The organism is Streptomyces bungoensis, assembly GCF_001514215.1.
In the GTDB taxonomy this organism is placed as follows: Bacteria; Actinomycetota; Actinomycetes; order Streptomycetales; family Streptomycetaceae; genus Streptomyces; species Streptomyces bungoensis.
Map to the genome: position 1 here is coordinate 12,292 of NZ_KQ948852.1, position 18,952 is coordinate 31,243.

20 protein-coding genes and 2 pseudogenes are annotated in these 18,952 nt (G+C 73.8%); 8 read left to right on the forward strand and 14 right to left on the reverse strand.

From position 1 onward, the window contains the following. The 3 genes from AQJ66_RS40830 to AQJ66_RS04320 all read right to left on the reverse strand — a co-directional run. Positions 1–338, reverse strand: a 338-nt coding sequence (locus AQJ66_RS40830) for a DUF5133 domain-containing protein (RefSeq protein WP_061916801.1), incomplete at its 3' end; no start/stop codon positions are given. 31 nt (positions 339–369) lie between these two features. Continuing rightward, positions 370–1,227 (reverse strand): RNA polymerase sigma factor SigF, encoded by an 858-nt coding sequence (locus AQJ66_RS04315; RefSeq protein ID WP_061916804.1) that lies wholly within the window; start codon positions 1,225–1,227, stop codon positions 370–372. 236 nt (positions 1,228–1,463) lie between these two features. Next, a complete protein-coding gene (locus AQJ66_RS04320) occupies positions 1,464–1,898 on the reverse strand; it encodes an ATP-binding protein (RefSeq protein WP_061916807.1) in 435 nt (144 codons plus the stop codon). 138 nt (positions 1,899–2,036) lie between these two features. On the opposite strand from AQJ66_RS04320, the gene AQJ66_RS04325 reads away from it, so the two are divergent. Beyond that, positions 2,037–2,279: a hypothetical protein gene (locus tag AQJ66_RS04325; RefSeq protein WP_061916810.1), complete on the forward strand. Its 243-nt coding sequence runs from the start codon at positions 2,037–2,039 to the stop codon at positions 2,277–2,279. Positions 2,280–2,559: 280 nt separating this feature from the next. Then, positions 2,560–3,018 (forward strand): cyclic nucleotide-binding domain-containing protein, encoded by a 459-nt coding sequence (locus AQJ66_RS04330; protein ID WP_061916813.1) that lies wholly within the window; start codon positions 2,560–2,562, stop codon positions 3,016–3,018. A 19-nt stretch (positions 3,019–3,037) separates the two neighbouring features. Here the strand turns inward: AQJ66_RS04330 and AQJ66_RS04335 are convergent, their stop codons facing one another. Continuing rightward, positions 3,038–4,339 carry an MFS transporter gene (locus AQJ66_RS04335; RefSeq protein ID WP_061916817.1) on the reverse strand — a complete coding sequence of 434 codons (1,302 nt, stop codon included), beginning with the start codon at positions 4,337–4,339 and terminating at the stop codon, positions 3,038–3,040. A gap of 92 nt (positions 4,340–4,431) precedes the next feature. Further along, the gene (locus AQJ66_RS04340; RefSeq protein ID WP_061916820.1) at positions 4,432–5,046 is read right to left on the reverse strand and encodes a LysE/ArgO family amino acid transporter; all 615 of its coding nucleotides are present in this window, start codon (positions 5,044–5,046) and stop codon (positions 4,432–4,434) included. A gap of 66 nt (positions 5,047–5,112) precedes the next feature. Between AQJ66_RS04340 and AQJ66_RS04345 the strand changes: the two genes are divergently transcribed. Continuing rightward, on the forward strand, positions 5,113–5,997 hold the full coding sequence (locus AQJ66_RS04345) for a LysR family transcriptional regulator ArgP (RefSeq protein ID WP_061916823.1): 885 nt from the start codon (positions 5,113–5,115) through the stop codon (positions 5,995–5,997). Between the two features lie 24 nt (positions 5,998–6,021). Here the strand turns inward: AQJ66_RS04345 and AQJ66_RS04350 are convergent, their stop codons facing one another. Then, on the reverse strand, positions 6,022–6,726 hold the full coding sequence (locus AQJ66_RS04350; protein ID WP_061916826.1) for a TetR/AcrR family transcriptional regulator: 705 nt from the start codon (positions 6,724–6,726) through the stop codon (positions 6,022–6,024). A gap of 165 nt (positions 6,727–6,891) precedes the next feature. Here AQJ66_RS04350 and AQJ66_RS04355 point away from each other — a divergent pair, with 165 nt between their 5' ends. Both AQJ66_RS04355 and AQJ66_RS04360 read left to right on the forward strand, forming a co-directional pair. After that, on the forward strand, positions 6,892–8,112 hold the full coding sequence (locus tag AQJ66_RS04355; protein WP_061916829.1) for a saccharopine dehydrogenase family protein: 1,221 nt from the start codon (positions 6,892–6,894) through the stop codon (positions 8,110–8,112). Between the two features lie 144 nt (positions 8,113–8,256). Then, a complete protein-coding gene (locus AQJ66_RS04360) occupies positions 8,257–8,508 on the forward strand; it encodes a WhiB family transcriptional regulator (RefSeq protein WP_061916831.1) in 252 nt (83 codons plus the stop codon). A gap of 22 nt (positions 8,509–8,530) precedes the next feature. Here the strand turns inward: AQJ66_RS04360 and AQJ66_RS04365 are convergent. The 7 genes and pseudogenes from AQJ66_RS04365 to AQJ66_RS04395 all read right to left on the reverse strand — a co-directional run. Next, positions 8,531–8,776 (reverse strand): annotated as a pseudogene (locus AQJ66_RS04365) (DUF6098 family protein); the annotation flags it as partial. A 576-nt stretch (positions 8,777–9,352) separates the two neighbouring features. Continuing rightward, positions 9,353–9,703, reverse strand: a pseudogene (locus tag AQJ66_RS04370) (two-component sensor histidine kinase); the annotation flags it as partial. After that, complete coding sequence (locus tag AQJ66_RS04375) at positions 9,700–10,404, reverse strand: response regulator transcription factor (protein ID WP_061916837.1); 705 nt, start codon at positions 10,402–10,404, stop codon at positions 9,700–9,702. The pseudogene AQJ66_RS04370 and the gene AQJ66_RS04375, both read right to left, overlap by 4 nt. A gap of 20 nt (positions 10,405–10,424) precedes the next feature. Further along, entirely contained in the window at positions 10,425–11,165 is a 741-nt protein-coding gene (locus AQJ66_RS04380; RefSeq protein WP_061916840.1) for a L,D-transpeptidase family protein, read from the reverse strand. A gap of 42 nt (positions 11,166–11,207) precedes the next feature. Beyond that, on the reverse strand, positions 11,208–12,635 hold the full coding sequence (locus tag AQJ66_RS04385; protein ID WP_061916843.1) for a M1 family metallopeptidase: 1,428 nt from the start codon (positions 12,633–12,635) through the stop codon (positions 11,208–11,210). Positions 12,636–12,838: 203 nt separating this feature from the next. Then, a complete protein-coding gene (locus AQJ66_RS04390) occupies positions 12,839–14,512 on the reverse strand; it encodes an FAD-binding dehydrogenase (protein WP_061916846.1) in 1,674 nt (557 codons plus the stop codon). Positions 14,513–14,560: 48 nt separating this feature from the next. Continuing rightward, positions 14,561–15,199, reverse strand: coding sequence for a TetR/AcrR family transcriptional regulator (locus AQJ66_RS04395; RefSeq protein WP_061918251.1), 639 nt, complete (start codon positions 15,197–15,199; stop codon positions 14,561–14,563). A 139-nt stretch (positions 15,200–15,338) separates the two neighbouring features. On the opposite strand from AQJ66_RS04395, the gene AQJ66_RS04400 reads away from it, so the two are divergent. The 3 genes from AQJ66_RS04400 to AQJ66_RS04410 all read left to right on the forward strand — a co-directional run bounded on the left by AQJ66_RS04400 (position 15,339) and on the right by AQJ66_RS04410 (position 18,064). Beyond that, on the forward strand, positions 15,339–15,968 hold the full coding sequence (locus AQJ66_RS04400; protein ID WP_061916849.1) for an alpha-ketoglutarate-dependent dioxygenase AlkB: 630 nt from the start codon (positions 15,339–15,341) through the stop codon (positions 15,966–15,968). Positions 15,969–16,048: 80 nt separating this feature from the next. Then, positions 16,049–16,798, forward strand: a complete 750-nt coding sequence (locus AQJ66_RS04405; RefSeq protein ID WP_061916852.1) for an MBL fold metallo-hydrolase — start codon at positions 16,049–16,051, stop codon at positions 16,796–16,798. Positions 16,799–16,828: 30 nt separating this feature from the next. Beyond that, positions 16,829–18,064 carry a DUF4032 domain-containing protein gene (locus AQJ66_RS04410; RefSeq protein ID WP_061916855.1) on the forward strand — a complete coding sequence of 412 codons (1,236 nt, stop codon included), beginning with the start codon at positions 16,829–16,831 and terminating at the stop codon, positions 18,062–18,064. A 1-nt stretch (position 18,065) separates the two neighbouring features. Here AQJ66_RS04410 and AQJ66_RS04415 read toward each other — a convergent pair whose 3' ends face one another. Next, entirely contained in the window at positions 18,066–18,932 is an 867-nt protein-coding gene (locus tag AQJ66_RS04415) for a universal stress protein (RefSeq protein WP_061916858.1), read from the reverse strand. Positions 18,933–18,952 lie beyond the last annotated feature (20 nt).

Below are 18,952 nucleotides of genomic sequence, written 5' to 3' on the forward strand. Positions count from 1 at the left end.
CCGCCTGCCGCCAGGGGCGCCTCGGCGGCCGGCGTCGCGAGGTGCCCACCGGGACGCAGCGCGATGACCGAGGCGGTGGCGGGCCCGGGCCGGTCGGCCGGCGGATCGGACCGGGGCGCGGCCGGGGGGGCCGGCGCGGATGCCGTCGTGGCCAGGTGGGCGCGGGCCGCCGCCAGGGCGCCGCGTATCTCCCGAGTGCCGGTGGACACGCACAGGGTGTAGCCGAGGTCCCGCAGGCGCGGGCTCGGCTCCGCCGCTCCGGCGAGGGTCTCCTCGGCGAGCAGCGTCTCGTACTCCTCGACGAGCCCGCGCAGGACGGCGGGAGAGGGCATCAGCATGCGGGCAGGCTCCTCGGTCCGGGGCTCGGGCTCACAGGGCGCCCCGGCCACCGGGCCCCTGCCCCAGCACCTCGTCGCGGACCCGGGCGCAGCTGCGGCTGATGAGCCGGGAGACGTGCATCTGGGAGATGCCGAGCTTGTCGGCGATGCGGCTCTGCGTCATGTCCTCGAAGAACCGCATGTAGAGGATGGCCCGTTCCCGCTCGGGCAGCCGGCGCAGGCCCTCCTTGGCGGCCTCGCGGTCGACCACGACGTCGTAGGAGGAGTCGGCCGCGCCCAGGGTGTCGGCCAGGCTGTACCCGTCGTCGCCGCTGGACAGCTCCGCGTCCAGGGAGAGGGTGCTGAAGCTCTCCAGCGCCTCCATGCCGGCGGCGACCTCCTCCTCGGTGAGGCCGGTGTGGGCGGCGATGTCGGCGGCGCTCGGTTCGGGGCTGCCGGGGTTCTGGGTGAGGTCGCGGCGCGCCACCCGCACGCGGTTGCGCAGTTCCTGCACCCGGCGGGGCACCCTGAGGGCCCACATCCGGTCCCGGAAGTGCCGCTTGACCTCGCCCGTGATGGTGGGCACGGCGTAGCTCTCGAAGGCCCCTCGGGAGGGGTCGAAGCGGTCGATGGCCTTGACCAGCCCGAGCGCGGCCACCTGGCGCAGGTCCTCCACGGACTCGCCGCGGTCGCGGAAACGGCCGGCGATGCGGTGGGCCATGGGGAGCCACGCCGTCACGAGTTCGTCGCGGACGGCGTCCCGCTCGGGGCCGTCCTCCAGCTCCGCCATCCGGGCGAAGAGCGCCGCGGTGTCGGGAGCGTCGTCGTGGGTACGCCGTAGGGGCGCGGCGGGGGCGGTGGCGGTGTTGTCGGGCGTACCGGGACGGCTTGTCGACATGTCGGTCAGCATGCGGAATCGCTCCTGAACGGGGTTTCAGGGCGGGGTGGAACGTGGGGCTCCTGGTCCTCGCCCGAACGGTGCTGTCAGGGTTCGCCGCGGAGACACCGCCTGGGCCCGCCGGAGGGGGCCGCAGCAGCAGTGCAGATCTCCGCTGGGCGCGCGCCTCCGGTCCGAAGCACAAGATTCCGCCTGCCCCTGCGCCCCGATGGCAAACGCCGTTTTGCCGGAACTTCGCCCGTGGGGTCTCAGCGCAGGGGGACGACGGCCGTGATGCGCTTGCCGCCGCGGGGCAGATCGGCGACCGTGACGTCCCTGGCCAGCCTGCAGACGATGGGCCAGCCGCGGCCGCCGAGCCGGGAGCGGCCGTAGTCGTCGGCGGGGGCGGCGGCCACCGGGAGCTCGTCGCTGCGGTCGCTGACCGACACGCTGACGTCCACGCCGTCGACGTCGACGTCGAAGTCGGTGATGCCGCCGCCGTGCAGGATGGCGTTGGTGGTGAGTTCCGAGGTGACCAGCAGGGCGTCCTCGAGGGCGCCGGCGTCGCAGGTGTAGGCGCAGGCCGCGCACCGCTCGTGCACCACCCGCCGCACCGTCCGGCGGGCGTCGGCCGGCCGGGACGGCAGGGTCCGGCACGGTTCCCGCAGGTCTGCCGAGGAGTCGTTCCGATACGTCTCGCGCATCCGTTTCCCTCCCTGTATCGTGCCCGGTTTGACGGGTTCTCCTTTTCCGGCTGACCTCTCTGCGTGACGTCAAACACGTTTGGCGGACACCGCCCCTGCCGGTGCCATCACCGCCCGACGGCCGGGTACCCGGTTCCCATGACCGAAGTGGTGGACGCGGACGAGGTGTTGCGGCGCATCCGGCGAGGCAGGGACCGGGCGGCCGAGGAGGAACGGGCCTGGCGGGAGCGGGCCCAGAGCCTGACGGCGACCGATCCGGACGGGGCGCGCGAGGCGTCCGTCCGGGCGGGGGCCTACGAGGCGGTGCTGCGGGTGCTGGAGGAGATCGTCGACCCGGGCGGCAGGCCCGCGGCCGCGCCGGGAGTGAAACAGGTCACCTGACCCGCTCACGATTGGGCGAACTCCGACCGAATGGTTTAGTGTTCATCCATACGCGGTGACGGAGTCGATCCGAGCGGTCCTCCCTCGCCACCCCGTACGGCCCTGGCTGGCCTCCCCCGTCCAGCCAGGGCTTTTCCATGCCCGCACGAGGGACCGCCGGGAGAATCCGCGTCCTTCGAGGTGCCCCGGACGGCGGCAGCGGCTGAAATGGGCTTAGGGAAGCACCCGAGAGGCAATCGAGGGACGCGTCCGTACCGCTGCCGGCGAGGAGCCCCGCGCCATGACCAAAGCGATAAAACTGCTGACCGCCCTGCCGCAGGCCCAGCGCGAGCGGCTGATGGAGCTGGCCAGGGAGGTGTCCTTCCCGGAGGACAGCCGGATCTTCGAGCCCGGCGGGACCGCCGACCGCTTCTGGGTGATCCGCTCGGGCGCGGTCCACCTGGACCAGCAGGTCACCTCCCGGCAGCGGGTCACCGTGGCCACGCTGGGCGCGGGCGACATGCTCGGGTGGTCCTGGCTCTTCCCGCCGTACGAGTGGGACTTCGGCGCGGTGGCGTTCAGCAACGTACGCGCCTACGAGTTCGACGGGCCGTCCGTGCTGGCACTGTGCGTGGAGGACCCGCTGCTCGGGCTCTCCCTGGTGCGGACGGTCGCCGAGATCCTCGCCCACCGGCTGGAGACGACCCGCGGCAAGCTGATGGACCAGTACGCGATCCGGCGGCGCACCGGGCTGATCTGAGGCCGGGCGCCGACCGCCCTCAGATCCGGTAGCGGCGCAGCGCCGGGACCGCGGCGGCGAGCGCCAGCATCACCGCGACGACCAGCGCGCCGCCGGCCGCCACGGCCGCCCGGGGGCCGAAGGCGGAGCCGGCCGTGCCGTGCAGGACGTCGGCCAGGCGCGGGCCGCCCACGACGACCACGGTGAACACGCCCTGCATCCGGCCGCGCATGTCGTCGGTCGCGGCGGACAGCAGGATGGCCCCGCGGAACACCATGGAGACCATGTCGGCCACACCCGCGGCGGCGAGGAACGCCACGGCCACCCAGAGGTTCCCGCTCAGCCCGAACCCGGCGACGGCGACCCCCCAGCCGACCACCGCGCCGATCACCATCCAGCCGTGCCGGCGCGCCCGGGAGAAGACACCGGAGAACAGACCGCCGAGCACCGCGCCGACCGGGATGCCGGCGAACAGCACGCCGAGCGCGAGCCCCTCGCCCCACGAGGCGTACGTCTGCGCGGCCAGCTCCGGGAACAGCGCGCGGGGCATGCCGAACACCATGGCGACGATGTCGGCGAGGAAGGACAGCAGCAGCACCTTGTGCCCGGAGATGTAGCGGAAGCCGTCGGCTATCGCCCGCAGCCCGGCCCGGCGGGCCGGCCCGTCGCCCAGCGGCGGCATCGCGGGCAGCCGGAACACCGCCCACACGGTGACGCACAGGGCGAGCGCGTCGACGAGGTACAGCTCGGGCAGCCCGATGACCGGGATCAGCACACCGGCCAGCAGCGGGCCCGCGACGGCGCCGGTCTGCATCACGGTGGAGCCGAGCGCGTTGGCCGCGGGCAGTTCCCGCGCGGGCACGAGGCGGGCGATGGAGGCGTTGCGGGCCGGGGAGTTCAGGCCGAAGAACGCCTGCTGCACGGCGAGCAGCACCATCAGCACGGCGACGGAGTCCAGGCCGGTGACGGCCTGCGCCCAGAACAGCAGCGAGGTCACGGCGATCCCGCAGTTGGTGACCAGCAGCAGCCTGCGCCGGTCCACCGTGTCGGCGACGGCCCCGCCCCACAGCGCGAACACCACCATCGGCACCAGGCCGGCGAGGCTGGCGTAGCCGACCCAGGCCGAGGAGTGGGTGATGTCGTAGATCTGCTTGGGGACGGCGACGGCGGTCAGCTGGCTGCCCACGGCGGTGACGACGGTCGACGACCACAGGCGCCGGTAGGCCGGGATGCGCAGGGGCCGGGTGTCCATCGCCCAGCGGCGCCAGCCGCGCCGGGGCGGGGCGGGCGCGTCCGGACCGGCGGTGTCGGGGGCGGTGCTGCTGCTCTCGCTGGTGTCCACGGGCGTCCTGGTCGTCGGCAGAGGTTGGTTCTTACACCTTTCGATGCGGGATCACTATGGCAGGACCGGCCGGGGGTACCGAATCCTTCGTCTCAGGCGCCGCTGACGAGCAGGGCGCCGAGGCCGAGCATCGTGACGGCGACCAGCCCGTCCAGGACGCGCCAGGCCGAGCGCCGGGCGAGGAGGCGGCCGAGCAGCCGGGCGCCGAAGCCCAGGGCGGCGAACCAGCACAGGCTCGCCAGGGCGGCGCCGAGCCCGAAGGTCCAGCGCAGCGGGCCGCGGTCGGCGGCGAGGGAGCCGAGCAGGAAGACGGTGTCCAGGTAGACGTGCGGGTTGAGCCAGGTCATCGCGAGGCAGGTCAGGACCGCGCGGCGGCGGGAGCCGGCCGCCTCGCCGTCCGTCGTGAGGCCGGTGCCGGGCCGCAGCACCCGGCGGGCGGCCAGGGCGCCATAGCACAGCAGGAACACGCCGCCGACCAGCCCGACGGCCCGCACCGCGCCCGGCCACGCCACCACGACCGCGCCGACGCCGCCGACGCCCAGCGCGATGAGGACCGCGTCGGACAGGGCGCAGATGCCGACCACGGCGAGGACGGCGTCGCGGCGCACCCCCTGGCGCAGGACGAAGGCGTTCTGGGCGCCGATGGCGACGATCAGGGAGAGGCCGGTGCCGAATCCGGCGGCCGCGGCGGTCAGGGCGTGGTTCATGTCCTCGACGCTAAGCGGACGATCACCGCTCGTACAGCTAAAGATTCTTACGTACCCTTAGCTCTCGTGATGACGGAGCTTCCGCTGGACCAGGTGCGCACCCTGCTGGCCGTGGTGGACGAGGGCACCTTCGACGCGGCGGCCGCGGCCCTGCACCTGACGCCGTCCGCGGTCAGCCAGCGCATCAAGGCACTGGAGCAGCGGACGGGCCGGGTGCTGCTGCAGCGCACCAAGCCGGTGCGGCCGACGGAGTCCGGGGAGGTGCTGGTGCGGTTCGCCCGGCAGCTGGTCCGGCTGGAGCGGGACGCGCGCGGCGAGCTCGGGATGAGCGGTGCCGGGGAGCCGACCCGGGTGTCGGTCGCGGTGAACGCGGACTCGCTGGCGACCTGGTTCCTCGGCGCGCTCACCCGGGCGCCGGGGCTCTGCTTCGAACTGCACCGCGAGGACGAGGACCACACGGCGGCGCTGCTGCGCGAGGGGCTGGTGATGGCCGCCGTGACCTCCTCCCCCGACCCGGTGCCCGGCTGCTCGGTCCGCCCGCTCGGCCGGATGCGCTACCTGCCGGCGGCCGCGCCCGGGTTCGCCGAACGCCACCTGGACGGGTCCCTGCGCGCTCTCCTGCCCGCGGCGCCCGTCGTGGTCTTCGACCGCAAGGACGACTTCCAGGACGGGTTCGTCCGCCACCTCGGCGGCACCGCCGCCGGCCCGCTGCGGCACTACGTGCCCACCTCGGAGGGCTTCCTCGACGCGGTCGCGGCGGGCCTGGGCTGGGGCATGATCCCGGAGCCCCAGGCGGCCCCCCTCCTCGCCGAGGGCCGGCTCACCCTGCTCACCCCCGACGACTGGACGGACCTCCCCCTCTACTGGCAGCAGTGGAAGCTCGACTCCCCGGCCCTGGCGGCGCTGGCGGAGGCGGTGGCGGCGACGGCCCGCGAGGCGCTGCGGGACTGAGCCGGGCGCGGCCCCCGGTGTCCGTCACCCCGGCTGCTCCAGCCGGGTCGCGGCGCTGTCCAGCAGCATGTCCAGGGCCGTCGGGTAGGCGCTGGTGAGCATGCGGCGGGCCAGCAGCGGGGCCGCCTCGGCGATGCGCGGGTGCGTCGTGCGGGGCAGCCGGGCGTAGGTCGAGCGCCACTGGTCCTCGTCGGCCCGCTGGGAGGCGGTCGGCAGGGCCAGGGAGGCGGAGTCGAGCGCGGCGAAGGCCAGCGTCTGGTCGATGAACGCGTGGTAGATGCGGACCGTCTCGGGCAGCGGGAACCCGGCCCGGCGCAGGACGTCCAGCACCGCCTCGTCGGCGGCCAGTTCGTGCGCGCGGCCGGTGACCCGGCTCGCGGTCAGCAGCGCGGCCTGCGGGTGCGCCACGTACGCGGCGTGGATGCGCAGCCCGATCGCCTCGAGGTCCGCCCGCCACCGCCCGGTCGGCGCCCACCCGCGCAGCGCCTGCCCGATGAGCGCGTCCCCGATGGCCAGGGTCAGGTCGTCCATGCCGCGGAAGTACCGGTACAGGGTGCTGGGGTCGCAGTCCAGGGCGAGTCCCAGGCGGCGCGCGGTGAGCCCGCTGCTGCCGTGCTCGCGCAACAGCCGCAGCGCGGTGTCGACGATCAGCCGCTCGGACAGCACGGTGCCGCTCCGGGTCGGCCGGCGCCGGCGGCGCCGCTCCTCGGGCACGACGGGCTTGGGCACGGCGGATCCTTCCTGGGGCCCGGGAACCGGTGGCTGATGCCAGCGGCCCTTATGCCAACGCCATTGACCTTACGCCACGCCGCGGCGTTGTATCGGGTCAAGGCGCGCCTGCCAGGTATCCGTTCCGTTTCTTCGTCCCAGATCTCAGGCAGGGAGTTCTTCATCATGCGTGTACTGCTCGTGGGAGCCGGCGGTGTGGGCACCGCGATCACCCGGATCGCGGCCCGGCGTCCGTTCTTCGACCTGATGGTGGTCGCCGACTACGACCCGGCCCGGGCCGAGGCGGCGGTCGCGGCCCTCGGCGACGCCGGCGACCGGTTCCGCGCGGCGCGGGTGGACGCGGGCGACGAGGCGGCGGTGGCGGCCCTGCTCTCCGGCCACGGCTGCGACGTCCTGCTCAACGCCACCGACCCGCGCTTCGTCATGCCGCTGTTCCGGGCGGCGCGCGCGGCCGGCGCCACTTATGTCGACATGGCGATGTCGCTGTCCCGGCCGCACCCCGAGCGGCCGTACGAGGAGTGCGGGGTCAAGCTGGGCGACGAGCAGTTCGCGCCGGCCGCGGAGTGGGAGCGGGCGGGCGCGCTCGCGCTGGTCGGCATGGGCGTGGAGCCCGGCCTGTCGGACGTGTTCGCCCGGTACGCGGCCGACGAACTGTTCGACACGATCGAGGAGATCGGCGTCCGCGACGGCGCGAACCTCACCGTCGACGGCTACGACTTCGCGCCCTCCTTCAGCATCTGGACCACCATCGAGGAGTGCCTGAACCCGCCGGTCGTCTACGAGGAGGGGCGCGGCTGGTTCACCACCGCGCCGTTCAGCGAGCCGGAGGTGTTCGACTTCCCCGAGGGCATCGGCCCGGTGGAGTGCGTGAACGTCGAGCACGAGGAGGTGCTGCTGGTGCCGCGGTGGGTCGGCGCGCGGCGGGTCACCTTCAAGTACGGGCTGGGCGGGGAGTTCATCGAGACGCTGAAGACCCTGCACCGACTGGGACTGGACCGCACGGCGCCGGTGACGGTGCCCGGCCCGGACGGCCCCGTGCGGGTCTCGCCGCGGGACGTGGTCGCCGCCTGCCTGCCCGATCCGGCCACGCTGGGCGAGCGGATGCACGGCAAGACCTGCGCGGGCACGTGGGTGCGCGGCACGAAGGACGGGGCGCCCCGCGAGGTGTACCTGTACCACGTGGTCGACAACCAGTGGTCCATGGCGGAGTACGGCTGCCAGGCGGTGGTGTGGCAGACCGCGGTCAATCCGGTCGTCGCGCTCGAACTCCTCGCCACCGGTGCCTGGTCGGGCACGGGCGTGCTGGGCCCGGAGGCGTTCCCCGCGCGTCCGTTCCTCGACCTGCTGACCGCGTACGACTCCCCCTGGGGCCTGCGCGAGCAGTGACCGGAGACGGCCTCCGTCCGGCCGTCACCCGGCCGTCTCACCGTCCTCGTGGGGTTTCCGCTGTTTCATGCCGTCCTGACCGGTCACCCGAACCGGACGCAACCATTCGACAGGCACGGACGACTGAGATCGCAGGAGACATCGATGAACAACTGGCGCGACCATGCCGTGTGCCGCCAAGAGGACCCCGATCTGTTCTTCCCCATCGGCACCGCCGGGCCCGCGCAGGTGCAGACCCAGCGCGCGAAGGCGGTGTGCGCCCGCTGCCCCGTTCAGGAGCAGTGCCTGGACTGGGCGATGGACACGGACCAGAGCATCGGCATCTGGGGCGGGACGACCGAGTTGGAGCGGCGCGCACTGCGGCGCCGCGCCCGCTCCCGGCCGCGTTCCGGCTGACCCGCAGCCCGTCGGGGGCCGCTCAGCGTCCACCGCGGCGCAGCGGCCCCCACGCGCGTTCCTGCCGGGCCACCTCGGCCCTGGCCTCGTCGATCACGCCGTCGGCGATCCGGCACAGCGGGTCCACGTCCACGACGAGCGGCTCGTTGTCCGGGCCCCGGCCCGTCTCCCGGCCCGACAGGACCCAGGGACGCACGCCGGGGCCCTTCTCGTGCGGCAGGTGCGCGTAGTCGTACAGGCGGCGCGCCACCCACAGTTCCACCGACCGGCCGCGCCGACCACCTTGGCCTTGTTGGCCGGGGACATGTCGAAGCGGGAGGGGTTGGTGCTGCTTCTCAAGATGCGTACGTCAAGTCACACTAACTCCATCGTGTGACGGTCAACTCTCGGACTTGCGCTGCCCTGAGCCGACTGGGTTAAGTGATCGTGCGATCTGGGACGCCAGGTACGGCGTCGGCGTGCGGGGCCCCTGCTCCACCGGAGTGACGGTTCAGGGCCTCCCTGTCGCCTTTGGCTGTAACGACGTTCACAGTTCGCACAGGGAACTGGCCTCCCAGGTCGGACCACGCACGCGATGTATGTCGCCGCCCCGGGGTTGAGTACGCCAGGGACCAGTGCGCCCAGGACCGTTCGGGGCGCGCGGCTGGCCGGGCTCAACCCCGCTCAGTCCACATGAACGGTTCTGGTCCCCGATGTCGAGGAGCAGCTCGGCAGCTGGGGAGATGTAGGGCTGCACCTGGGTGCAGCATAGGTGAGAAACAGGGTTCACCGAGGTCCAGGACCGCCCGCTTCATGCAGGGGCGGGCCAGGTCCTGCTGCGCCTCCAGGGCCTTCCGCTCGGTCGGTCGACGGTGGCGGCGGGCCGGGGCGGCAGCGGGGTGCCGTGCGGCGCGGAGTCGGCGACGGGGGTGCGGTCGGCGGTGGTGAGGGCGATCCGCCGGCCGGTCGCCCGGGACAGCCCGCGGACGGTGCGCCGGACGTCCGACCAGTCGGCGTGGGTGGCCGCGTAGCCGCTGAGCGTGGCCAGGATGCGGTTGTCGGCGGCGAGGTCCTGGCCCTGCTCCTCCTTCAGGGCACTGGTGGTGGTCGTCACCGCGAGCCAGGCGGTGGCCGCGACCGAGCAGACGGCGATGAGGGCGGAGACGGAGAGCAGCCGGACGAGCAGCCGTTTGCGCAGCGGTATCCGGCGTCTCACGCCCGGCCGCCGTTCAGTTTGTAGCCGACGCCGAACACGGTCACCAGGCGTACCGGCCGTCGCGGGTCGGCCTCGATCTTCCGGCGCAGGTTCATGATGTGCACGTCGACGGCCCGTTCGGTGGAGGCCCGGTCGAAGCCGCGGGTGCACCGCAGCAACTGCCGTCTGGTGAAGACCCGGTCCGGCTCCCCCGCCATGGCCGGCAGGATCTGGAACTCGGCGGGCGTGCACTCCACCGGCTCGCCCGCGCGGCGCACCTCGTGCCGCACCGGGTCGACGCTGATCCCGGCGGCCCGCACCACCGGGTCTCCGCCCCGGGCGTCCGTGCCGCGGCCGCTGCGCCTGAGCACGGTGCGGATGCGGGCCATCAGCTCGCGCGGGCTGTACGGCTTGGTCAGGTAGTCGTCGGCGCCCAGTTCGAGGCCGAGCAGCACGTCGTCCTCCGCGGAGCGGGCGGTGAGCATGACCACGGGGATGCCGGGGTCCTCGCCGTCGCGCAGCACCCGGCACACGCCGAAGCCGTCGACGACCGGGAGCATGAGGTCGAGCACGACCAGGTCGGGTCCGAGCCGGCGGGCGGCGTCGAGCGCGGCGGCGCCGTCGTGCACCACGGTGGCGGTGTGCCCCTCGGCCAGCAGGGAGCGGCGGATGAGTTCGGCCTGCTTCTCGTCGTCCTCGGCGACCAGCACATGTGCGCACACGAGTTCGGATCCTAAGGGCGTCAGCGGGCGAGCAGGTCGGCGTCTCCCATGACGGCCACCGGATGGTGCCGGGGGTCGAGGGTGCGCAGGAGTTCCCTCATGTGGGCCCGGGCGACGCTGACGCAGCCGTGCGTGGGGCCGCCGTGGTCGACGTGCAGCCAGACGCCGCCGCCGCGGCGGGGGCCGAGCGGGCGGGTCCAGTCCAGGGGGGAGGTGCCGGGCTCGCGGGTGTAGTCGACGGCGATGACGTGGTCGAAGGATCCGGCGAGGGGTTCGCCGTGGAAGCCGGTGCCGGGCGAGGCGAAGCCGGCGGAGTGGTGGTACGGGAGCCGGCTGCCGGGGTCGGGGAGCAGGCCGCCGGCGTCGCTGAGGGTGTGGACGCCGGCCGGTGAGCGCAGGTCGCCGGCCAGGTGGTGGGTGGTCCAGCCGCGCAGCGCGTTGTGCCCGAACCAGGCGTGGCCGGCGTGCCAGCCGGCCTCCGTGCGCCGGTGCAGAACGACCGTGCAGAGCGGGGAGTTCCGGCCGCGTCCGGTGACGACGACGGCCTGCCGGCAGCGCGCGGGTATCGCGGCCGTCGTCGCGGGTCCGAGGCCGGGTATGCCCCGCGGCGCTACCTGCGCCGTGGTCCGGGGCGCGGGAGCGGCCGCCGTCGCCCGGCCGGTGGCGGTGGGCCGGCGCCCGGTCGCCTCGGCTCCGCCGCCGCAGCCGGTGAGCAGCAGCGGGGAGGCGAGGAGAGCGACGGCGGTTCTGCGCTGGATCATGCGTCGGACTCTGGCCGACTCATGTGTGGAACCTGTCAGGTTCTAGGCCTGACTCGGCTTGCCCTTCGTGTTCAGCCAGGTGTGGAACAGGGCGTCCAGGTCCTTGCCGGAGACGTGCTCGGCCAGCTTGACGAACTGGGCCGTCGTGCCGTGCCCGGCCCGGTGGGCGGTCGCCCAGGCACGCAGGATCCGGAAGAAGTCCGTGTCGCCGACGGCCTTGCGCACCTCGTGCAGGGTCATCGCGCCGCGCGCGTAGACGGGCGTGTCGAAGATGTTGGCGCCGCTGCCGGGGTCGCCGGGCGGGAACGCCCACAGGTGGTCGCTCGCGGGGCGGGCGTAGAGGGCGTCGAAGGTCTTCTGCGCGCTGTCGCCGCCGTGCTGCTCGGCGTAGAGCCACTCGGCGTAGGTGGCGAAGCCCTCGTTGAGCCAGATGTCCTTCCAGGTGGTCAGCGAGACGGAGTCGCCGAACCACTGGTGGGCGTTCTCGTGCACGAGGGTGCTCAGGTCGGGCGCCCTGTCGTACACGGGCCGGCTCTGGGTCTCCAGGGCGTAGCCGACGTCCGGTGCGTGGTCGACGATCGAGCCGGCGGCGCGGAACGGGTAGGGCCCGAACAGCTTGCTCTCCCAGTCGAGGACGGAGGGCAGCTTCTTCAGCACGGGCGCGGCCGCGCGGGCCTCGCGCGCGTCGACGGCGTTGTACACCTGGACGCCGTCGCGGGTGGTGTACCGCTCGACCTGGAACTTGCCGATGGTGGCGGTGGCCAGGTAGGCGGCCATCGGCTCGGCCTGGTGCCAGCGGAAGGTGGTGCGGCCGTGGGCGGTGCGCTCGGAGCGCAGCACGCCGTTGGCGACGGCGGTGCGTCCCTTCGGGACGGTCAGGGTGAAGTCGTACGACGACTTGTCCTTGGGGTGGTTGTTCGCCGGGAACCAGGTCATGGCGCCCTGCGGTTCGCCCGCGACGAACGCGCCGTCGTCGGTGGGGATCCAGCCGTCGGCGGAGCCGTCCGGGTCGGTGACCGGCTTCGGCGTGCCGCGGTAGGTGACGGTGACGCGGAACACCTGCCCGTCGCGCAGGGTGTGACGGGGGGTCACCACGAGTTCCTGGCCGCTGCGCCGGAAGGCGGCGGCCGTGCGGTCGACGGTGACGCCGGTGACCTTCAGGCCCTTGAGGTCGAGGTCGAAGCGGGTGAGCTTCTGGGTGGCGCGGGCGGTGAGCACGGCCTTGCCGTCGAGGTGGCGGGTGGCGGTGTCGTAACCGAGCGTCAGGTCGTAGTGGCTGACGTGGTATCCACCGTTGCCGCTGAGCGGGAAGTAGGGGTCGCCCGCGCCGGCCGCGCCCGTCGTGCCGGCCGCCGCGGGTCCCGCGGCCCCGAGCAGCGCCGCGACGGCGACGGGGACGGTGGCGAGGACCGCCTCGCGGCGGAGGACTGCGGTACGTCCTATGGGGGCCTGTCTGCGCGGTGGCGTCACGGGCACTCCTCAAAGCCTAGGGGGTGGCTGATGATCGTTTCGCGCACAGACTATGCATACGGTGGACCGGTTTCGCCCTCTTTCCGGTCAAGTCGTGCCGCGTCGCGGTCCGATGGCCCGGATCGGGGGTGCCGGGACGCCCGAGGCCGCCGAACTGCTCGGCGGCCTCGGGGAGTCGGCCCGCGAGGGCAGGTCAGCAGGCGTCAGGCCGTCTGCCGGGCCGCCGCCCGGCCGGCCGCCCGCCCGGAGAAGAGGCAGCCGCCGAGGAAGGTGCCCTCCAGGGCGTTGTAGCCGTGGACGCCGCCGCCGCCGAAGCCGGCCACCTCGCCCGCCGCGTACAGCCCGTCGATCGGGGTGCCGTCGGAGCCGAGGGCGCGGGAGTCGAGGTCGGTCTGGATGCCGCCGAGCGTCTTGCGGGTCAGCACGCGCAGCCGGACGCCGATCAGGGGACCTGCGGCCGGGTCGAGGATGCGGTGCGGCGCGGCCACCCGGCCGAGGCGGTCGCCGATGTAGCGGCGGGCGTTGCGGATCCCCTGGACCTGGGCGTCCTTGCTGTAGGGGTTGGCCATCTGCAGGTCGCGGGCCTCGATCTGGCGGCGCACCCCGGCCGCGTCCAGCAGCGGTTCGCCGGTCAGGCCGTTCATCTTCTCGACCAGCCCCTCCAGGGTGCCGGCCGTCACGAAGTCGGCGCCCTTGTCGAGGAACGCCTGCACCGGGGCGGGAGCGCCCTTGCCGAGCAGCCGGTCGCGCAGCACGGCCTTGCGGTCCTTGGCGGTGATGTCGGGGTTCTGCTCGGAGCCGGAGAGCGCGAACTCCTTCTCGACGATCCTGCGGGTGAGGACGAACCAGGAGTGGTCGTAGCCGGCGATGTCCTCGGTGGTGCGCAGGTACTTGAGTGTGCTGAGGGTGTCGTACCCGGGCAGGCAGGGGTCGGGCAGGCGGCGGCCGAGGGCGTCGAGCCAGATGGAGGACGGGCCGGGCAGGATGCGGATGCCGTGGCCGGGCCAGACGGGGTCCCAGTTCTGCAGGCCCTCGGTGTAGTGCCACATCCGGTCCCGGTTGGCCAGGCGCACCCCCGCCTCGGCGCTGATGTCGAGCATCCGGCCGTCGACGTAGGCGGGGACGCCGGTGACCATCTCGGCGGGCGGCGTGCCCAGCCGGGCGGGCCAGTAGCGGCGGACGATGTCGTGGTCGGCGCCGATGCCTCCGGTGGTGACGACGACGGCCTGCGCGGTCAGCTCGAAGTCGCCGAGGCGCTCGCGGCTGGAGGCGACGCCCCGCGGCGCGTCGTCCGCGGCGAGCACGGTGCCGCGCACGCCGCGCGCCGCGCCGTCCGCGACGACGAGTTCGTCGACCCGGTGGCGGTGGTGGAAGGTGAGCAGCCCGTCCCGGGCGGCCTGCCGGGCGTGGCGGACGAAGGGCTCGACCACGCCGGTGCCGGTGCCCCAGGCGATGTGGAAGCGCGGTACGGAGTTGCCGTGGCCGTCCGCCCTGAGGTCGCCGCGCTCGGCCCAGCCGACGGTCGGCAGCAGTTCGATGCCGTGCCCGCGCAGCCAGGACCGCTTCTCGCCGGCGGCGAACTCGACGTAGGCGCGGGCCCAGCGCACCGCCCAGGAGTCCTCGTCCTCGACCCGGTCGAACCGGGCGCTGCCCTGCCAGTCGTTCCAGGCGAGGTCGAGGGAGTCCTTGATGCCGAGGCGCCGCTGTTCGGGCGAGTCGACGAGGAAGAGGCCGCCGAAGGACCAGAACGCCTGGCCGCCGAGGTTGGCGGCGTTCTCCTGGTCGACCAGGGCGACGCGCCGCCCCCGGCTGGTGAGTTCGTGCGCCGCGACCAGGCCGGCGAGGCCCGCTCCGACGACGATGACGTCCGCGTCCATGGCGTTCGGTGTCCTTCCCTCTGAAGACCTGTACGACTTCGGTTGCTGCTAGGGCTTCCGCGTCGGGACGCCGCCGCCGTCGGTCAGCAGGGCGGTCAGCAGCTGCTTGAGCCAGCCGCGGGCGGCGTCGACGTCCCTGTCCAGCAGCAGCTGGGTGGTGACGCCGTCGTAGGCCGCGACCACCGCGCGGGCGGCGCCGTCGGCGCCGCCGAGCACGGCGGGCAGTTCGGTGTGGCCGCGGGCCCGGGAGAGCCGGTCGGCGACGGCCTCGCGCAGCCGGCCGCGGTGGTCCAGCAGGGCCTGGGCGACGGCCGGGTCACGGGCCGCGTGCACCAGGAAGTCGGTCTTCACCAGCAGCCAGTCGACGTCCAGGAGCAGCACCTCGGTGACCCGGTCCACGGAGGCGGGCACGTCCAGGTCGGGCCCGTCCTGGGCGAGGGCGTCGGCCACCTGGGCGGCGATGAGGTCGGCGCGTTCCCGGTAGAGCGCGAAGAACAGCTCGTCCAGGGTGGCGAAGTTGGAGTAGAAGGCGCCCCGGCTGAAGCCGGCGGCCTCGCAGACCTCCTCGATGGAGACCCGGCCGAAGCCCTTGGCGGCGAACACCTCGAACGCGGCGCCGAGCAGCCGGGCCCGGGTCCGCACCCGGCGCCGGGTGACGCGCCTGGCCGTCTCGGGCGTCTCCCGCACGCGCACCGCCCCCTCTTCCGCCCGCTCTCCTCCGCTTCGGATACGTCAATGTATCGGATACGTCGATGTATCGAAACGGCCCCGCGCACACCGTTGATCACATGGGAACGTATTTTCGATTAAGGGGTACGCTGGCCCCATGGCCACGCACCTCCAGGGCTCCCTGTTCGACCAGACCGACGAGCTGCGGCTCGGCTCCCTCGGCGGGCTGCGCCGGACCGGGCTGGGCTCCGGCGCCTGGATCGACGTGCTGCCGGGCTGGCTCAGCGGCGCCGACGCCCTGTTCGAACGGCTGGCGGCCGAGGTCCCCTGGCGGGCCGAGCACCGGAAGATGTACGACAACGTGGTGGCCGTACCGCGCCTGCTCGCCCACTACGCGGAGGGAGACCCGCTGCCGCACCCCGTGCTCGACGAGGCCCGTACGGCCCTGTCCGCGCACTACGCCGAGGAGCTGGGCGAGCCGTTCGCCACCGCCGGCCTGTGCTTCTACCGCGACGGCCGGGACAGCGTGGCCTGGCACGGGGACCGGATCGGCCGGGGCGCCCGCGAGGACACCATGGTCGCGATCCTGTCCGTGGGCGAGCCCCGGGACCTGCTGCTGCGGCCCGCCGGGGGCGGCGGCACGGTGGTGCGGCGGCCGCTCGGCCACGGCGACCTCATCGTGATGGGCGGCTCCTGCCAGCGCACGTGGGAGCACTGCGTGCCCAAGACGACACGGGCGGCGGGACCGCGCATCAGCGTCCAGTTCCGGCCGCGGGGCGTGCGCTGACCCCCGGCCTCTTGCGGGGAGCGGTGCGGTATCTGGTTGGCTGTCCCCGACGCACAGCCGCTCAGGGGTTCGGGGAGATCATGCGGGCAGAGGTACGCCAAGTCGCCGACGGCACCTACCTGGTGCACGGCCACCACACCAACTGGGTGATCCTGAAGGACGGCGACGCCGTCACCCTGGTGGACACCGGCTACCCCGGTGACCGGGAGGGGGTCCTGGAGTCCCTCGCCACGGTGGGCGCCGCACCGGAGGCGGTGGCCGCCGTCCTGATCACCCACGCGCACAACGACCACATCGGCTCGGCCGAGTACCTGCGCGCCGCCCACGGCATCCCGGTCTACCTGCACCCCCGGGAGGTCCCGCACGCCCGGCGGGAGTTCCTGCAGCAGGCCACCATCGCAGACGTGGTGCGCAACGCCTGGCGGCCGGGCGTGCTGTCCTGGGCCGCGCACGTGATCCGGGTGGGCGGGACCGAGCACAACCCGGTCACGGCCCCCCAGCCGTTCCCCGCCGAGGGCCCCCTCGACCTGCCCGGCCGCCCGGTGCCCGTGCACACCCCCGGCCACACCGGCGGCCACTGCGTCTACCACCTGCCCGGCGCCGGGATCGTGATATCCGGCGACGCCCTGGTCAGCGGTCACGCCACCTCCCGGATCAAGGGTCCCCAGCTGCTCCACACCTTCTTCCACCACGAGCGCGCCCAGGCGCTGGCCTCCCTGGAGGTGATCGGGGCGCTCGACGGCGACACCCTGCTGCCCGGGCACGGCCCGCTGCACCGGGGCCCGGTGCGCGCCGCCGCCGAACAGGCCGGGGAACGGGCGGCCCGGTAGTTCCGCGAGGGGCCCCTTAAGGTTCCTCCCATGGCTCTGCAGATCAGCGCAACGAACCCGGAGCACCCCGCGCTCCTGCTCGCCCTGCCCTGGGACGTGCCCCTGGAGGAGTGGCCCGAGGAGTACCTGGTGCCGCTCCCCCGCGGCATCTCCCGGCACGTCGTGCGCTACGCCCGGGCCGGCGACGAGGTGATCGCCGTCAAGGAGCTCGCCGAACGGCCCGCGCTGCGCGAGTACGAGCTGCTGCGCGACCTCGACCGGCTGGGCATCCCCGCCGTCGACCCGCTCGCCGTGGTCACCGGCCGCACCGGCACCGAAGGGGAGCCGCTGGAGCCGGTGCTGGTCACCCGGCACCTGCGCGGCTCGCTGCCGTACCGCTCGATGTTCGAGACGACCATGCGCCCGGCGACCATGCACCGCCTGATGGACGCCCTCGCCGTGCTGCTGGTCCGGCTGCACCTGGCAGGGTTCGCCTGGGGCGACTGCTCGCTGTCCAACACGCTGTTCCGGCGGGACGCCGGCGCGTACGCCGCCTACCTGGTGGACGCCGAGACCGGCGACCTGCACCCCCGGCTCAGCTCCGGGCAGCGCGACTACGACCTCGACCTCGCCCGCGTGAACATCAGCGGCGAGCTGCTGGACCTGGAGGCGTCGGGCGCGCTGCACCCGTCCGTCGACCCGATCGAGTTCGGGCACGAGATATGCACCCGCTACGGCGGGCTGTGGCAGGAGCTGACCCGGACCTCGGTGTACCCGGCCGGCAAGTACCACTACATGGAGCGCCGGATACGCCGCCTGAACGACCTCGGGTTCGACGTGGCCGAGATGCAGATCGAGCACGCCCCGGGCGGCGACAGCGTCACCTTCGTGCCCAAGGTCGTCGACGCCGGCCACCACCAGCGCCAGCTGCTGCGGCTGACCGGCCTGGACACCGAGGAGAACCAGGCCCGGCGGCTGCTGAACGACCTGGAGAGCTGGATGGCCACCCAGGACGACTACGCCCCGGGCGACCCCCTGGCCGCCCGCCCGGAGGTGCTCGCCCACCGCTGGGTGCGGGACGTGTTCCGGCCGACCGTGCGGGCCGTGCCCGCCGAGCTGCGCGGCACCATGGACCCGGCGGAGATCTACCACGAACTCCTCGAGCACCGCTGGTACCTGTCCGAGCGGGCGCAGCACGACATCGGCCTCGGCACCGCCGTCGAGGACTACATCACCAACGTCCTGCCCAGGGCCCGCACCACCCTGGAGCCGACCACCCCCGAGTAGCTCACTCGTGCGGGACCACGGCGACCGGGCACTCGGCGTGGTGCAGCACCCCGTGCGCGACCGAGCCGACCCGGGCGCCGACCGCCGTACGGTGCGACCGGCGCCCCACGACCAGCAGTTGCGCCCGCCCGGCCAGCGACAGCAGCACCTGGCCCGCGCTGCCCATCTCCACGTGCTCGGCCACGGGCACCTGGGGGAAGCGCTCCCGCCACGGCCGCAGCGCCTCGGCCAGGGCCTTCTTCTCGTACGGCTCGAGGCCGCCCGCGTCGTCCAGGAGCTTCAGCGAGCCGGGGCTGTAGGCGAAGACCGGCGGCAGCGTCCAGGCCCGTACGGCGCGGACGGTCGCGCCGCGGGCGGCGGCCGCCTCGAAGGCGAACCGCAGCGCGGCCGCGCTGTCCTCGGGGCCGCCGTGCTGGCCCACGACGACGTCCCGGCCGGCCGCCTCGGCCTCCGGCCGGTCCCCGGCGCGCACCAGGACCACCGGCCGGACCGTCTCGGCGATCACCTGCCGGCCCACCGAGCCCAGCAGGAAGCCGACGAGCGGCCCGTGCCCGCGTGAGCCGAGCACCAGCATCTCGGCCTGCGCCCCGGCATCGGCCAGCACCTCGGCGGGCTCGCCCTCGACGACGCCGGACGTCACCTCCAGCTCCGGGTGCCGCTCGCGGACGGCGCGGACGGCCTCAGCCACGCCCTGCGACACCCAGCCGTGCTGCGTGCCGCGGTCGGCGACGGCGAGCGACTCCTCGTAGCGCCAGGCGTGCACCACCCGCAGGGGCAGCTTCCGGCGCACGGCCTCCCGGGCCGCCCAGTGCACGGCCGCCAGGCTCTCCCCGGTACCGTCCACCCCTGCCGTGATCGGGCGTGTCATCGCGTGGGCCTCCTCATGAT

Bases quoted from the DNA above. Each gene is read 5' to 3' on its own strand.
- AQJ66_RS04360 (WP_061916831.1), top strand. From the start codon at position 8,257: ATGAACAACTGGCGCGACCATGCCGTGTGCCGCCAAGAGGACCCCGAT.
- AQJ66_RS04390 (WP_061916846.1), bottom strand. From the start codon at position 14,512: ATGGACGCGGACGTCATCGTCGTCGGAGCGGGCCTCGCCGGCCTGGTC.
- AQJ66_RS04415 (WP_061916858.1), bottom strand. From the start codon at position 18,932: ATGACACGCCCGATCACGGCAGGGGTGGACGGTACCGGGGAGAGCCTG.
- AQJ66_RS04340 (WP_061916820.1), bottom strand. From the start codon at position 5,046: ATGAACCACGCCCTGACCGCCGCGGCCGCCGGATTCGGCACCGGCCTC.
- AQJ66_RS04315 (WP_061916804.1), bottom strand. From the start codon at position 1,227: ATGCTGACCGACATGTCGACAAGCCGTCCCGGTACGCCCGACAACACC.
- AQJ66_RS04405 (WP_061916852.1), top strand. From the start codon at position 16,049: ATGCGGGCAGAGGTACGCCAAGTCGCCGACGGCACCTACCTGGTGCAC.
- AQJ66_RS04325 (WP_061916810.1), top strand. From the start codon at position 2,037: ATGACCGAAGTGGTGGACGCGGACGAGGTGTTGCGGCGCATCCGGCGA.
- AQJ66_RS04355 (WP_061916829.1), top strand. From the start codon at position 6,892: ATGCGTGTACTGCTCGTGGGAGCCGGCGGTGTGGGCACCGCGATCACC.
- AQJ66_RS04320 (WP_061916807.1), bottom strand. From the start codon at position 1,898: ATGCGCGAGACGTATCGGAACGACTCCTCGGCAGACCTGCGGGAACCG.
- AQJ66_RS04330 (WP_061916813.1), top strand. From the start codon at position 2,560: ATGACCAAAGCGATAAAACTGCTGACCGCCCTGCCGCAGGCCCAGCGC.
- AQJ66_RS04380 (WP_061916840.1), bottom strand. From the start codon at position 11,165: ATGATCCAGCGCAGAACCGCCGTCGCTCTCCTCGCCTCCCCGCTGCTG.
- AQJ66_RS04400 (WP_061916849.1), top strand. From the start codon at position 15,339: ATGGCCACGCACCTCCAGGGCTCCCTGTTCGACCAGACCGACGAGCTG.
- AQJ66_RS04410 (WP_061916855.1), top strand. From the start codon at position 16,829: ATGGCTCTGCAGATCAGCGCAACGAACCCGGAGCACCCCGCGCTCCTG.